This window comes from Pseudomonas sp. PDM17, assembly GCF_014851985.1.
Classification (GTDB): Bacteria; Pseudomonadota; Gammaproteobacteria; order Pseudomonadales; family Pseudomonadaceae; genus Pseudomonas.
Genome location: NZ_JACVAT010000007.1, coordinates 154,833 through 169,792, shown reverse-complemented (window position 1 = coordinate 169,792; position 14,960 = coordinate 154,833). Strand labels below are relative to the sequence as shown.

General features: G+C 65.4%; 11 protein-coding genes. 9 read left to right on the top strand and 2 right to left on the bottom strand.

Features of this window, described 5'->3' with window-relative positions; translation table 11 throughout:
* Window positions 1–46: 46 nt before the first annotated feature.
* Window positions 47–1,657, bottom strand: a complete 1,611-nt coding sequence (locus IB256_RS24305; protein WP_192404428.1) for a LysM peptidoglycan-binding domain-containing protein — start codon at window positions 1,655–1,657, stop codon at window positions 47–49.
* 79 nt (window positions 1,658–1,736) lie between these two features.
* Complete coding sequence (gene gloB, locus IB256_RS24300) at window positions 1,737–2,531, bottom strand: hydroxyacylglutathione hydrolase (protein ID WP_192404426.1); 795 nt, start codon at window positions 2,529–2,531, stop codon at window positions 1,737–1,739.
* Between the two features lie 88 nt (window positions 2,532–2,619).
* Here gloB and IB256_RS24295 point away from each other — a divergent pair, with 88 nt between their 5' ends.
* From IB256_RS24295 to nudC, 9 genes are all read left to right on the top strand, one after another.
* Window positions 2,620–3,375: a class I SAM-dependent methyltransferase gene (locus IB256_RS24295; RefSeq protein ID WP_151189651.1), complete on the top strand. Its 756-nt coding sequence runs from the start codon at window positions 2,620–2,622 to the stop codon at window positions 3,373–3,375.
* 11 nt (window positions 3,376–3,386) lie between these two features.
* Window positions 3,387–3,830 (top strand): ribonuclease HI, encoded by a 444-nt coding sequence (rnhA, locus tag IB256_RS24290; protein ID WP_024763291.1) that lies wholly within the window; start codon window positions 3,387–3,389, stop codon window positions 3,828–3,830.
* Window positions 3,831–3,901: 71 nt separating this feature from the next.
* Entirely contained in the window at window positions 3,902–4,639 is a 738-nt protein-coding gene (dnaQ, locus tag IB256_RS24285) for a DNA polymerase III subunit epsilon (RefSeq protein ID WP_081516488.1), read from the top strand.
* A gap of 621 nt (window positions 4,640–5,260) precedes the next feature.
* A complete protein-coding gene (locus tag IB256_RS24280) occupies window positions 5,261–7,513 on the top strand; it encodes an Orn/Lys/Arg decarboxylase N-terminal domain-containing protein (protein WP_081516534.1) in 2,253 nt (750 codons plus the stop codon).
* Window positions 7,514–7,619: 106 nt separating this feature from the next.
* A complete protein-coding gene (locus IB256_RS24275) occupies window positions 7,620–9,806 on the top strand; it encodes a putative bifunctional diguanylate cyclase/phosphodiesterase (protein ID WP_192404424.1) in 2,187 nt (728 codons plus the stop codon).
* A gap of 191 nt (window positions 9,807–9,997) precedes the next feature.
* The gene (locus IB256_RS24270) at window positions 9,998–11,341 is read left to right on the top strand and encodes an amino acid permease (RefSeq protein ID WP_192295437.1); all 1,344 of its coding nucleotides are present in this window, start codon (window positions 9,998–10,000) and stop codon (window positions 11,339–11,341) included.
* A 238-nt stretch (window positions 11,342–11,579) separates the two neighbouring features.
* On the top strand, window positions 11,580–12,392 hold the full coding sequence (locus tag IB256_RS24265; protein WP_138216321.1) for a crotonase/enoyl-CoA hydratase family protein: 813 nt from the start codon (window positions 11,580–11,582) through the stop codon (window positions 12,390–12,392).
* Window positions 12,393–12,434: 42 nt separating this feature from the next.
* A complete protein-coding gene (locus tag IB256_RS24260; protein WP_192295438.1) occupies window positions 12,435–14,108 on the top strand; it encodes a ferrous iron transporter B in 1,674 nt (557 codons plus the stop codon).
* Window positions 14,108–14,947, top strand: coding sequence for an NAD(+) diphosphatase (gene nudC, locus IB256_RS24255; protein ID WP_192295439.1), 840 nt, complete (start codon window positions 14,108–14,110; stop codon window positions 14,945–14,947). Before IB256_RS24260 ends, nudC begins: the two co-directional genes overlap by 1 nt.
* Window positions 14,948–14,960 lie beyond the last annotated feature (13 nt).

Sequence of the window (14,960 nt, the reverse complement as noted above, 5' to 3'; positions counted from 1 at the left end):
CAGAAGACATGCGGCCGGGGCTGTGCGCCCCGGCGCAAGGTGAAACTCAGCGGCTGGCAGTATCGAGGTACAGCGTGATGGTCTGGCCGGGCTTCAGGGCCTGGCCACTGCGCGGGTTCCAGCGTTTGATGTGCTGCATCTCGACGTTGAAGCGCTTGGCGATCAGGTACATCGAATCGCCCTGCTTGACCTTGTAGTAGGTCGCGGTGTCCTGCTTGGCCTTGCTCTTGCTGCTGGAAGCCAGCTGGGTGGCGGCGGCGCTCTGCAGCTTGAGGGTCTGGCCGGGCTTGACGCCATGGCTGTCCAGGCCGTTCCAGCGCTTGAGGTCCGCGACCTCGACGCCGTTCTTCTTGGCGATGTTCCACAGGGTGTCGCCATTCTTCACGGTGTAGCTGCGAGTAGCGACGCGGGCGCTGGCGACGGTCTTCGAGCTTTCCACCTGGGCCAGTTGACGCGGGCTCTCCGGCTCGATGGTCGGGCGGCCGGGCTGGCCGGGGATGACCAGGGTCTGGCCATTGCGCAGACGGTTGGCGCTCAGGCGGTTGGCGGCCTTGAGTTCGGCCACGCTCAGACGGTAGCGCTGGGCGATGCTGTGCAGGCTATCGCCTTTGCGCACGCGGTAATGGCCGTTGTTCGAAGCTACCAGCGGTTTGACCTGCACCGGCTCCAGGTTGGCGACGCCAGCCTTGAGCGAATCCGCCTTGGCCAGCGGCACCAGCAGGTGATGCGGGCCATCCAGGGTCACGCCACGCTTGAAGGCGGGGTTGAGCTGCTGCAGTTCGTCCTGATCCAGGTCGCCGGCCGCGGCAACCTGGGAAAGATCCAGGCCCGGCTTGACGCGGATCGAAGTGAAGTAGGGCTGGTTGGCGATCGGGCTGAGGTTGATGCCGTAGATGGTCGGGGCATTCACCAGTTGCGACAGGGCCAGCAGCTTGGGCACGTAGTCCTGGGTTTCCTGCGGCAGAGGCAGGTTCCAGTAGTCGGTGGGCAGGCCGAGGCGCTCGTTGCGCTCGATCGCGCGGCTGACGGTGCCTTCGCCGGCGTTGTAGGCGGCCAGCGCGAGCAGCCAGTCGCCGTTGAACATGTCGTGCAGGCGGTTCAGGTAGGTCAGCGCGGCATTGGTCGACGCGGTGATGTCGCGGCGGCCGTCATAGAAGTTGGTCTGGCGCAGGTTGAAGTGCGTACCGGTGCTCGGGATGAACTGCCACAGGCCAACGGCCTGGGCACGCGACACGGCCATCGGGTTGTACGAGCTCTCGATCATCGGCAACAGCGCCAGTTCCAGCGGCATGTCGCGCTCTTCCAGGCGCTCGACCACGTAATGCATGTAAGGCGCGCCGCGCTCGCTGGCGTTTTCCAGGAACGACTGGTTGCTCATGAACCACAGGCGCTGACGCTCGATACGCGGGTTGGTATTGAGCTGGTCCTGCAACTGGAAGCCGCCACGCATGCGTTCCCAGATATCGTTCTGGGCCTGGTTCCAGGCGGGATTGAACTGCACATCAATGGCGCGGGAGGCGCTGCGGGCCTGGTTGTCACTGGCGGTCTGCTGGGTCGACTGGCAGCCCGCCAGGCCCGCCGCGAGGAGGACAATAGAGACTCGGATGGCACGTGCCAATGCGTCTAGATCGGAGGTCTTTCTGGTCTTGGGCGGCATTGGCTGATGACTATGTCCGGGGCAAAAATTTCGGCGATTCTAGAAACCGAGCCTGCCCTGGTCAAGATTTCGCCAGCCTTCAGAACTGATCCTTCCAGCGGCGAATGGTCGCAAAGACCTCGTCCGGCGTGCGGATTTGCTGGCCGTTCCGCTCGTCGGCGACTTTCTTAACGGATATTTCCGACACGCGAAGGAAAGGATTCGTCGCTTGTTCCAGGGCAATGGAAGAAGGAAGGCTAATCCTGCCTTGTTCACGCCAGCGGCTGACTTCTTCGAAGCGCGCGAGGACCTCTGGATTCTCCGGTTCGACCGCACAGGCGAAACGCAGGTTGCTCAGGGTGTATTCGTGGGCGCAGTACACGGCGGTGCGGCCGGGCAGGGCGGCCAGTCGGCTCAGCGAGGCATGCATCTGCGCCGGCGTGCCTTCGAACAGGCGGCCGCAACCGGCGGCGAACAGGGTGTCGCCGCAGAACAGCAGTGGCTGGCTTTCATCGTCATGGCTGTTCGTTGCATGGAAATAGGCAATGTGGCCGAGGGTATGGCCGGGCACATGGATGACTTCGAAGCCCAGCCCCAGCACTTCGACCCGATCGCCGTCTTCCAGCGCCACGTCGCGTCCCGGAATCTTTTCCCCGGCCGGGCCCAGTACGCGGGCGCCGGTTTCCGCCTTGAGGCGGGCGACGCCGCCGACGTGGTCGGCATGGTGATGGGTGATGACGATGTCGGTCAGCTTCCAGCCGGGATGGGCCTGCAGCCATTGCTCGACCGGCGCAGCGTCACCCGGATCGACAACCGCGCATTCGCGGCGGGTCACATCCTGCAACAGCCAGAGGTAGTTGTCGGAAAAGGCGGGCAGAGCATCTATCTGTATCATGGGGAAAAGTCGCCAAGTGGTGGGCATTGGCGCATAGTAGTGCGGATACGCACTTTTGTGTCGCGCTGTCCCACAGGGGGTAGTGATGATCGAAGAACCCTTCGCCCAGGCCGATGCCGACTGGCTCGAACTGATCGACCAGGCCCGCCACTGGCTGTCCGGGCCGATCGGCGGAATGATGCTCGCCGAAGAGCAGCAGTTGCTGATCGATGAACTGGAGCGCTATTTCGGCGGCTACCTGGTGCATTACGGGCCGCATGCGGAGCTGCCGGCCAGCGTCGGCAATATCCAGCGTGGCGTGCGCCTCGGGCCGCCGTTGCCCGGCGTGGAGATCGCCTGCGACGAGGCGGCCTGGCCGCTGGGCGAGCATGCCGCTGATGTGGTGTTGCTGCAGCATGGCCTGGATTTCTGCCTGTCGCCGCATCGCCTGTTGCGCGAAGCCGCGCGCAGCGTGCGTCCGGGCGGGCACCTGCTGGTGGTCGGGGTGAATCCCTGGAGTGCCTGGGGCATCCGCCACTACTTCGCCCGCGATGCCTTGCGCCGCGCCCGTTGCATCTCGCCGAACCGGGTCTGCGACTGGCTCAACCTGCTGGGCTTCGCGCTGGAGAAACGCCGCTTCGGGTGTTATCGTCCGCCGCTTGCATCGGCGAAATGGCAGGGTCGTCTGGCCCGCATGGAGACCTGGGGCCCCGTCCTGCAGGGCTCCGGCGCCGGCTTCTATCTATTGGTGGCGCGCAAGCTGGTGGTCGGTCTGCGGCCCCTGCGTCAGCCCCGTCGCGAGCCGCGCGGCCAACTGGTGCCGCTGCCGGTGGCCAAGGTCAGCCGCCGCGATTCCGAGTCCTGAAAGCGAGCCAAATGAGCGAAGAGAAAGTCGAGATCTACACCGACGGCGCCTGCAAGGGCAACCCGGGACCGGGTGGCTGGGGCGCCGTGCTGTTCTACAAGGGCGCCGAGCGCGAACTGTGGGGCGGCGAGGCCGAAACCACCAACAACCGCATGGAGCTGATGGCCGCCATCATGGCCCTGGCCGCACTCAAGCGGCATTGCGATGTGCGTATCGTCACCGACTCGCAGTACGTCATGCAGGGCATCACCGAGTGGATGGTCAACTGGAAGAAGCGCGGATGGAAGACCGCCGCCAAGCAGCCGGTGAAGAACGCCGACCTGTGGCAGGCGCTGGATGAGCAGGTAAACCGGCATACTGTCGAATGGCGCTGGGTACGCGGCCATACCGGCCACCCCGGCAATGAGCGCGCCGACATGCTCGCCAACCGTGGCGTGAGCGAGCTGCCGCGCTAAGCGTCCGCTCTCAGAATCAAGGTCGCCCGAAGTCATTCGGGCGCATCAATCGCAAGAAGGTTTCACACAGAATGCGCAGCGTCGTACTCGATACTGAAACGACCGGTATGCCGGTCACCGACGGCCACCGGATCATCGAGATCGGTTGCGTCGAACTCGACGGTCGCCGCCTGACCGGCCGGCATTTCCACGTCTACCTGCAGCCCGACCGCGAGATCGACGAAGGTGCGATCGCGGTCCACGGCATCACCAATGAATACGTCAAGGACATGCCGCGCTTCCGCGAAGTGGCGGATGACTTCTTCGAATTCATCAAGGGCGCCCAGCTGATCATCCACAACGCGGCGTTCGACGTTGGCTTCATCAACAACGAGTTCGCCCTGCTGGGGCAGTCCGAGCGTGCGGACGTCGCCGACTACTGCGGCATCCTCGACACCCTGCTGATGGCCCGCGAGCGCCATCCGGGCCAGCGCAACAACCTCGATGCGCTGTGCAAGCGCTATGGCGTCGACAACTCCGGCCGTGACCTGCACGGCGCATTGCTCGACGCCGAGATTCTTGCCGACGTCTACCTGGCGATGACCGGTGGCCAGACCAGCCTGTCGCTGGCTGGCAATGGTGCAGAGGGTGACGGCAGCGGCCGTGCCACGGCCTCGGCGATCCGTCGCCTGGCGGCGGACCGCGGGTTGACCCGGGTGATTCGCGCCAGCGATGCGGAGATCGAGGCGCATGTGGCGCGCCTGGCGGTGATCGAGAAATCCGCCGGTGGCCCGTCGCTGTGGGCGCAGATGGAAGCGCCGAAGGAGTGATCCTCCTAGCTACCTGAGAAAAGGCCCCTGAACCGGGGCCTTTTTCATTTCCGCAGACAGTGTAGGAGCGGGCCATGCCCGCGATCCGCCGGCAGTGCCGGCGCCGTTCTCTGCTCGGATGTTGATCCTGTAACGCTGCTTTGACTTAGGCAGTCTCGCGTCGCTCTGGCGTACGCGCGAACTCTGTGTTTCGCCCCCTCGGGCGAGTCACTTCTTCCAAACGCCGAAGAAGTAACCAAGAAGGCTTGCCCCGGACATCCGGTTTTTCGCTTAGGCGAAAAATCCCCTCGTTGAATCGAAGTTTCAGGGGCACGAACTAGGCGTCCCCCCACGAAGGGCCATCCCTGGCCCATCGCGGCTCTCGCGACATCCATGTCGCTCAACCCCTGAAACTCCAATTCAACGAGGCCTCCTGAACGGGGCAGTCTGGAGTGCGCTGGCATTTCTCTGGAAGTCTTTTAGAGCCAGAGCCAGAGCCAGAGCAAAACGCTCAAGGTGAGCGCACCTGTCACCCACGCGACGTTTTATTACAGCCGTCAGCCGGGCGCATTCCCCTACAATCCGTGAGTCCATACTCTGAAAGGGATCGACGCCAGTCGTACGTCCATTCAGGGGTTCACAATGTACAAAGACTTAAAATTCCCCATCCTCATCGTTCACCGCGACATCAAGGCCGATACCGTGGCCGGCGACCGGGTGAGGGATATCGCGCGGGAACTGGAGCAGGACGGCTTCAGCATCCTGTCCACCGCCAGTTCCGCCGAGGGGCGCATCGTCGCTTCGACCCACCACGGTCTGGCCTGCATCCTGGTCGCCGCCGAGGGGGCGGGGGAGAACCAGAGGCTGCTGCAGGATGTGGTGGAGCTGATCCGCATGGCGCGGGTGCGCGCGCCACAACTGCCGATCTTTGCCCTCGGCGAGCAGATGACCATCGAGAACGCGCCGGCCGAGTCCATGGCCGACCTGCACCAGCTGCGTGGCATCCTCTACCTGTTCGAAGACACCGTGCCCTTTCTCGCCCGCCAGGTCAGTCGTGCTGCGCGCAAGTACCTGGAGGGCTTGCTGCCACCGTTCTTCCGCGCGCTGGTGGAGCACACCGCGCAGTCCAATTACTCCTGGCACACGCCTGGCCACGGAGGAGGTGTGGCCTACCGCAAGAGCCCGGTGGGGCAGGCCTTCCATCAGTTCTTCGGGGAGAACACGCTGCGTTCGGACCTTTCCGTCTCGGTCCCCGAGCTGGGCTCGCTGCTCGACCACACCGGGCCGCTGGCCGAGGCGGAGGCCCGCGCGGCGCGCAATTTCGGCGCCGACCATACCTTCTTCGTGATCAACGGCACCTCCACGGCGAACAAGATCGTCTGGCACTCCATGGTCTGCCGCGATGACCTGGTGCTGGTGGATCGCAACTGCCACAAGTCGATCCTCCATTCGATCATCATGACCGGCGCCATCCCGCTGTACCTGACGCCGGAGCGCAACGAGCTGGGCATCATCGGGCCGATCCCGCTGTCGGAGTTCAGCCGCGAATCCATCGCCGCGAAGATCGAGGCCAGCCCGCTGGCGCGCGGCCGAGAGCCCAGGGTGCGGCTGGCGGTGGTGACCAACTCCACCTACGACGGCCTCTGCTACAACGCGCAGATGATCAAGCAGGCCCTGGGCGACAGCGTCGAGGTGCTGCATTTCGACGAAGCCTGGTACGCCTACGCGGCCTTCCACGAGTTCTATGACGGACGCTACGGCATGGGCACCAGCCGTGACGACAGCGGCCCGCTGGTGTTCACCACTCACTCCACGCATAAGATGCTCGCCGCCTTCAGCCAGGCCTCGATGATCCATGTGCAGGATGCCGGCGCGCGGCGCTTCGAGCAGGCACGCTTCAACGAAGCCTTCATGATGCACATCTCCACCTCGCCGCAGTACGGCATCATCGCCTCGCTGGACGTGGCCTCGGCGATGATGGAAGGCCCGGCGGGGCGCTCGCTGATCCAGGAAACCTTCGACGAAGCCCTGAGCTTCCGCCGCGCCCTGGCCAATGTGCAACAGAACCTCGCGGAGAACGACTGGTGGTTCTGCGTCTGGCAGCCGCCGGGCGTCGAGGGCACTGACGAGGTGAAGACCCGCGACTGGGTGCTGGAACCCAACGCCGACTGGCACGGCTTCGGCGACGCGGTGGAAGACTACGTGCTGCTCGACCCGATCAAGGTCACCCTGGCCACGCCGGGCCTCACCGCCGGCGGGCGCCTGGATTCGCGCGGGATTCCCGCCGCGGTGGTCAGCCGCTTCCTCTGGGAGCGAGGGCTGGTGGTGGAGAAGACCGGGCTGTACTCCTTCCTCGTGCTGTTCTCGATGGGCGTGACCAAGGGCAAGTGGAGCACCCTGGTCACCGAGCTACTGGAGTTCAAGCGCAGCTACGACGCCAACCAGCCGCTGGCGGACGCGCTGCCCAGCGTCGCCCAGGCCGGCGGCGTGCGTTATGCGGGCATGGGCCTGCGCGACCTCTGCGACGAGTTGCACCGTTGCTATCGCGACCACGCCACCGCCAAGGCGATGAAGCGCATGTACACGGTGCTGCCGGAAATCGCCATGCGCCCGGCGGACGCCTACGCGCAACTGGTGCGCGGCGAGGTGGAGGCGGTGCCTATCGATCGGTTGGAGGGGCGCATCGCCGCGGTGATGCTGGTGCCATATCCGCCAGGCATTCCGCTGATCATGCCGGGCGAGCGGTTCACCGAATCCACCCGCTCCATACTGGATTACCTGGCCTTCGCGCAGAGTTTCGAACGCAATTTCCCCGGCTTCGATTCCGACGTCCATGGCCTGCAAGTGCGCGAGGTAGACGGTGAGCGGCGTTATACCGTGGAGTGCTGCAAGTGACCGTCCGACTACTGACAGCAGCGACATACATCACTGTATGAAAAGTGGAACTATCCTTGTGCGCATCGGTAAAGGGAGAAATTGAGGAAAAAGGGAGGTTTCCCCCATGCGCTGTCCCGTGACGTTGCCGAACGAGAGCGAGCGCCTGAGTGCGCTCTCCGATTACGGTTTCGACGACGAAAGCCTGCTGCCCAGCCTCGACCCGGTGGTGCAGATCGCTGTGCGCATGTTCGGCATGCCGGTCGCAGCGGTGAACATGATCGGCAGCGACCACGTGTTCTTCGCCGCCGCCACCGGCATCGGCGAAGTCGACATGGGGCGCGACGTATCCTTCTGCGCCCATGCCATCGCCCAGGACGGCGTGATGGTGGTGGGCGACGCCAGCCGCGATGAGCGCTTCCACGACAACCCGCTGGTGACGGCGCCCAATGGCGTGCGCTTCTACGCGGGCGTGCCGTTGCTCTCGGTCGAGGGACAGGCGCTGGGCGCGCTGTGCATCATCGACAGCCAGCCCCACGAAGACTTTTCCGGCGAGGACCGCGAGCGTCTGGTCGAGCTGGCGCGCATGGCGTCCGACCGGCTCGAACTGCGCCGCATCGAGGTGGCCTCGTCGCGTACCCGGCCGCTGTTCGAGGAGTACGCCGGCACCTCGCCGACTCCCGTGGTCTGGTTCGACTGCTGGGGCGAGATCGGTGCCTGGAACGAAGCGGCGGCCAACCTGTTCGGCTACGAACTGATCGAAGGCAGCGGCCAGTCCTTCGAGCTGCTGCTGCCCGAGCGCAGTCGCCAGTCCTTCCGCGCCCTGATCAGCGGAGCCAGCGATGCCACGTCTCTGGATGGCATGGCCGTGCCGGGGGAAATCGCCGGCCTGCGCAAGGACGGCTCCGAACTCTCGCTGGGTCTGACGCTCTTCAGTTGGTCGGAAAGGGGCAAGCTCAAGTTCGAGGCAGTGCTCAAGGACCTCACCGCCCGCCATCGGGAAGAGGAGGCGCTGCGCCAACTGGCCAGCGTCGACGTGCTCACCGGTCTGGCCAATCGAGGCCAGTTCTACCGGCGTACCGAAGAAGTCCTGGTGCAGTCGCGCCCGGCGGCCGTGCTGATGATCGACCTGGACGGCTTCAAGGACGTCAACGATTCCCTCGGCCACGCCGTCGGCGACGGCATTCTGCGGCAGGTCGCCGAGCGACTGGCCCGGCTGGCCACCGCTGGTGCCACGGTGGCGCGCATCGGTGGCGACGAGTTCGCCATCCTCGAGCCGAACCTGCTCTCGCCCGAACACGCCATGCGCTTCGCCCAGGCGGTGATTGCCAGCATTGCGGAGCCCATCGTCATCGACGCTCATGAGGTGCGGGTCGCTGCCAGTTGCGGCGTTGCTCTGGCGCCTCTGCATGCGCAGGAAGCGCTGGAGCTGGTGGGTGACGCCGACCTTGCGCTGTTCAAGGCCAAGAGCAGCGGTCGCAGCCACGCGTTCGTATTCCTTCCGGCGCTGAAGATGGAAGCGGCGGCGCGGCATCTGTATGGCATGGAGTTGCATCGCGCCGTGGCCAACGGCGAGTTCCTGTTGTTCTACCAGCCCCAGGTCAGCCTGCGCGATGGCTCCCTGCGCGGGGCCGAGGCGCTGATCCGCTGGCAGCATCCGCAGCGCGGCCTGCTGTCGCCGGCGGCTTTCCTGCCGTCGCTGGAGGGTGGGCCGCTGGCGGCTATCGTCGGCGCCTGGATACTGGATGAGGCCTGCGCACAGGCTGCCTACTGGCGGCGCAACGGTGCGCCCGACCTGCGCATGGGGGTGAATCTGTTCGGTGCGCAGTTCCGCATGGGCAACCTGGTCACCCAGGTGCTGGAGGCACTGGAACGGCACGGTCTGCCGGCGGAGGCGCTGGAGCTTGAGATCACCGAGAACATCGTGCTCAACCACGACGACACCGTGCTCAGCACCTTGCAGAGCCTGCGCTCCTATGGGGTCGGTATCGCCTTCGACGATTTCGGCACCGGCTACGCCTCCCTCAGTCTGCTCAAGACCTATCCGCTGAGCCGCATCAAGATCGACCGCACCTTCGTCATCGGCATGCTGGAGACCCAGCAGGACCTCTCGGTGATCCGCGCGATCCTCGACATGGCCCGCAGCTTCGACCTGGAGACCATCGCCGAGGGCATCGAAACCTCCGCCCAGCGAGACCGCCTGCGCGCCGAACGCTGCACCGAAGGGCAGGGCTATCTGTTCGCCAAGCCTATGCCGTCGCTGCAGTTCGAACAGCTCTACGAGATCGGCACGCGCCAGTTCGGCTCCGCCTGAGCGGCGGAATTTCTGCAACGGCATTGACCGCGCGGGGCGAAATCGCTCGAAACGGGCGGTCTCGTCCTGCAAAACGGTTTCCTCCTTTGCCCGGCGCTGTCTACCCTGTAGGACAGATCGCCGCTCTGCGTCCCTACGATGGCCAGGGCGATAACACGAAAATACAGATCGCGGGCTTCTAAGGAGCGCAGATGGCGGAAGCGAAAAAGGGCAGCATGGGGTTCTGGAGCTGCACCGCGCTGGTGGTTGGCAATATGGTGGGGTCGGGGGTGTTCCTGCTGCCGTCGAGCCTGGCGGCGTTTGGTGGGCTGAGCCTGTTCGGCTGGCTGGTGTCGAGCACCGGGGCAGTGATCCTGGCCTTCACCTTCGCCCGCCTGGCGCGGCTCAATCCCAGTGCCGGCGGGCCTTACGCCTATACCCGTGACGGCTTCGGCAGCTTCGCCGGCTACCTTTGTGCCTGGACGTACTGGAAGGCCGCGTGGATCGGCAACGCGGCCATCGCCGTCACGCTCGTGGGCTACCTGCGGGTGTTCATCCCCGCATTGGCCGACCCGCTGCTGATGGTCGCCACGGCCATCGGCGCCATCTGGCTGTGCACCCTGATCAACCTGCGCGGCATCACCGCCTTCGCCGTGGTGCAGAACTGCCTGACCGCGCTCAAGCTGATCCCGCTGCTGCTGGTGGGCATTCTCGGCTGGTTCCACTTCAACCCCGACTACCTGACCATCCCGGCGCCCAGCGAACTGCCGAACATGGGCTACGCCCAGGCGATCGCCACCACGGCGGCGTTGACGCTCTGGTCGTTTATCGGCCTGGAGTCGGCCACCGTGCCGGCGGACGATGTGCGCGACCCGAAGAAGACCATCCCCCGCGCCACGCTGTTCGGCACCCTGGCGGCCGCCGCGGTGTACATCCTGTCGATCACCGCCGTGCAGGGCCTGATGCCGCCGGAAGTGCTGGCCAAGTCCACTTCACCGTTCGCCGATGCCGCGCGCATCCTGCTGGGCACCTGGGGCTATTACCTGGTGGCTGGTGGCGCGGTGATCGCCTGCCTGGGCGCGCTCAACGGCTGGGTATTGCTGCAGGGCCAGATCCCGGTGGCGCCGGCCCGCGACGGGCTGTTCCCCGAATCCCTGGGCAAGCTCAACAAGAACGGTGCGCCGGCCAACGGGCTGCTGTCCTCCGGGTTGCTGGTCACCGCGCTGGTGATGGTCGACGGCCATGGCGAGCTGGTGGAGGTGTTCAACGTCATCATCCTGCTCGGCACCATGACCGGCGTCGTGCCCTACGCCTTCTGCACCGCTGCGCTGATCCAGATGCTGGCGGTGAAGCCGGAGTCCTTCTCCCCGCGTTCGCGCCCGCAGGTGCTGGCGATTGGTTGCCTGGGCTTCCTCTACTCGCTGTGGGCGCTCTACGGCACGGGGCAGCAGGCGATCTTCTGGGGCTTCCTGGTGTTCATGGCGGGCATCCCGATGTACACGTGGCGCCAGTACCGCAACCGCGCGCAGGGGCTGCCGATGGCCGCCGGCGACTGATTGCCGCGGCGGCCACCTTCCTGCCAGATCAAGCAGTTGGTGAGCGGATTGCGAGCGGATTCACGCCCGATGCCGTGGCCTGTGTCACAGACCGCAGCATCGACTTTTGGTCTTGCCTTGTTATAGTGGCGCGATGCCAAAAATCTGTATGCGGCAACCATAAGAACTGTTGGCCCGGGCTCCAGCGGCAGCGCGCCGCACCCAGACGAGAAGCAGGGCATTCCCGAGGACATCTCCCGTGACCGAATACAAAGCCTTCCGCGTTGAACTGGCGGACAAGATCGCCCATGTGCAGATCAACCGCCCGGAAAAACTCAACGCGATGAACGCCGATTTCTGGAAGGAAATCATCGATATCTTCCAGTGGGCCGATGAAACGGATGAAGTCCGCGTCGTCGTCCTCAGCGGCGCTGGCAAGCACTTCTCCGCCGGCATCGACCTCGCCCTGCTGGCCCAGGCCGCCAGCCACCTGGGCAAGGACGTCGGCCGCAACGCCCGCGCCCTGCGCAAGACCATCCTGCAGCTGCAGGGCTCCTTCAACGCCGTGGACAAGTGCAGCAAGCCGGTCCTCGCGGCGATCCAGGGCTACTGCATCGGCGGCGGCATCGACCTGATCTCCGCTTGCGACATGCGCTACTGCAGCGCGGACGCGCAGTTCTCCATCAAGGAGATCGACATGGGCATGGCGGCCGATGTCGGCACCCTGCAACGCCTGCCGCGCCTGATCGGCGACGGCATCATGCGTGAGCTGGCCTACACCGGGCGTAACGTCAACGCCGAGGAAGCGCAGCGTATCGGCCTGGTCAACAGCGTTTATGCCGACCATTCGGCGCTGCAGGACGGCGTGATGGAACTGGCCCGACAGATTGCCGCCAAGTCGCCGATCGCCATCCGCGGCACCAAGGAAATGATCGGCTACGCACGCGATCACCGCGTCGAGGATGGCCTGGAATACATCGCCACCTGGAACGCCGCCATGCTGCAGTCCGCTGACCTGCAGGCCGCCATGATGGCGCACATGAGCAAGAAGACCCCCGAGTTTGCCGATTGATGTCCGTCCACTCTTCTTGCGCGCAGGAGGCGCACTAGGCCGATGGTTACTGGAGCCACGTCCCTCAGTCTGGTCCGCGACGAGCTGTTCGCGACGATGGAGGAAGCCGAGCAGAATCTCGAGCACTTCATCGCCGAGCGTCAGAACGGCAGCCTGCTGCAACATTCCGTCGATTGCCTGAGCCAGATTCGCGGCACGCTGAATCTCATCGAACTGGCCGGCGCCGAACTGCTGGCGCAGGAAGCGCTGGACCTTGCCACCGACATTCCGACCGGGGTCAGTGAAGACCGCGACGGCCAGCTGGCCGCGCTCGGCAACGCGCTCTATGTGCTGCGCCGCTACCTGGAAAACCTCGAAGCGCACCGCCAGGAAATCCCCGAGCTGCTGCTGCCGGCGATCAACGACGTGCGCCATGCCGCCGGCCAGCCCGCGCTGCCGGAGAGCTTCTTCTTCAGCGCGCGTCTGGACCTGCCGCGCCCGCTGCGCGCCATCACCGCGCCGCAGGTGGAAGACCCGGCCCGCGAGGTACGCCGCCTGCGGCAGATGTACCAGGTCGGCCTGGTCGGGCTGATCCGCGAACAGAATCTCTACCCCAGCCTCAAGCTCATGGGCCGGGCGCTGGGCAAGCTCGACGTGCTGCTGGGCAGCGCCGCGCGCACCCGCCTGTGCTGGGTCGGAGCTGGCGCGCTGGAATCCCTGGTGGACGCGCAGATGTTGCCGCGCAAGACGCGCAAGCAGGTGTTCTCGCGCCTGGACCGCGAGCTCAAGCAACTGATTGCAAACCCGCAGTACGAAGCGCCACGGCAGCTGCTCAAGGAGTTGCTGTATCTCACCACGCTGGCTGATACCAGCGGCGTGCGCGCGACCGAGCTGCGCCAGGTGTTCGGCCTGGCACCGCTGCCGTTCACCGATCACCTGCTCGAAGACGAGTCGCAGCGCCTGTCCGGCCCGGGAAAATCGGTGATGCGCTCGCTGTCGGTGGCGATCCGGGAAGAGCTCACGGCGGTGAAGGACCAGCTCGACCTGATCGAGCGCGGCGTGTCCCAGTCCGATGCGCTGGGCATCCTGCACACCCAGTTGGGCAAGCTGGCCAAGACCCTGGGCATGGTCGGCCTGAATTCCGCCGCCACCTCGCTGCAGCACCAGCATGGTGTGGTCGCCGGCTGGGTCGCCAAGGGCGTGGTGGACGAACCTGCCGCGCTCAACGCGCTGGCCGACGCGCTGCTGTACGTCGAGAGCATGGTTGGCAACCTGGAGCGTGGCGAGCGCATGAGCGCGCGTCCGGTGCCCATGGGTGAAGACGACTCCTTCGCCGTGCACCAGCTCGCCGAAGCGCGCATCGTGGTGATCGACGAGGCCCAGGCTGGTCTGGCGCTGGCCAAGCGCGCGATCACCGCCTACCTGGAATCCAATGGCGACAAGCTGCACCTGGCCAACGTGCCGATCAGCCTGCAGGCGGTGCGCGGTGGCCTGTGGTTCCTCGGTCAGGAGCGCGCGGCATTGCTCGTGGGCGCCTGTGCCGATTACATTCAGGGGCAGATGATCGAGACGACCCAGATGCCGTCCGAGCAGATGCTGGAAACCCTGGCGGATGCGCTGACCGGCCTGGAGTACTACCTGGAGGGTGGAGCCATGATGCGGCCTGAGGGTCAACCCGACGTTCTGGACGTCGCCAGCGAGAGCGTCAAGGCCCTGGGCCTGACGGTGGCAGCCTGATGCGTACCGGGCGCTGGGAATCCTCGATGTTCGAGGTCGCTGCCAACGGCGGCTGGGCGCTCGCCCACTGCCAGCAGCAGTTCCTCGCCGACAGCAATGGCGTGCTGTTCCCCCGTGACTGGCTCAAGCGCCAGGATCTTTCGGTGCTGTCCGAACATGCTGTCGGCCAGTTCGACGGCGAACCGGTCTACCTGCTGGAAATGGACCGTACCGACCCGCTGGAAGGCGCCAGCTGGATCGGCCTGCGCCAGTTCATGATGCAGGCTGAAGAAGACATCTTCGCCATGCTCGGCTTCGCCAGCCAGATCGGCATCTGGTGGCGGCAGAACCGTTTCTGCGGCAGCTGCGGCCAGCCCAGCCTGCGCATGCCCCGCGATCGCGCCATGCACTGCGAAAGCTGCGGCATCCAGCGCTACCCGCTGCTGTCGCCGAGCATGATCGTGCTGGTGACCCGTGGCGATGAGGTACTGCTGGCACGTTCGCCGCGCTTCGTGCCGGGGATGTACAGCACCCTGGCCGGCTTCGTCGAGCCGGGCGAGTCGGTGGAGCACTGCGTTGCGCGCGAGGTGCGCGAAGAGGTGGGCGTCGAGATCGGCAATATCCGCTACATGGGCAGCCAGCCCTGGCCGTTCCCGCATTCGCTGATGTTCGGCTACCACGCCGAGTATGTCAGTGGAGAGATCGTCATGCAGCCCGACGAGATCGAGGATGCCCGCTGGTTCCACGTCGACGAGCTGCCGCGCCTGCCGGCCGAGCGCTCCATCGCCCGCTACCTGATCGAGGTCTACCTGGCGCGCCGCGCCGGTCGTCCCGATCCTGTCCTGCCCGGCGGCGCCTGATTCCAGGCGCCGC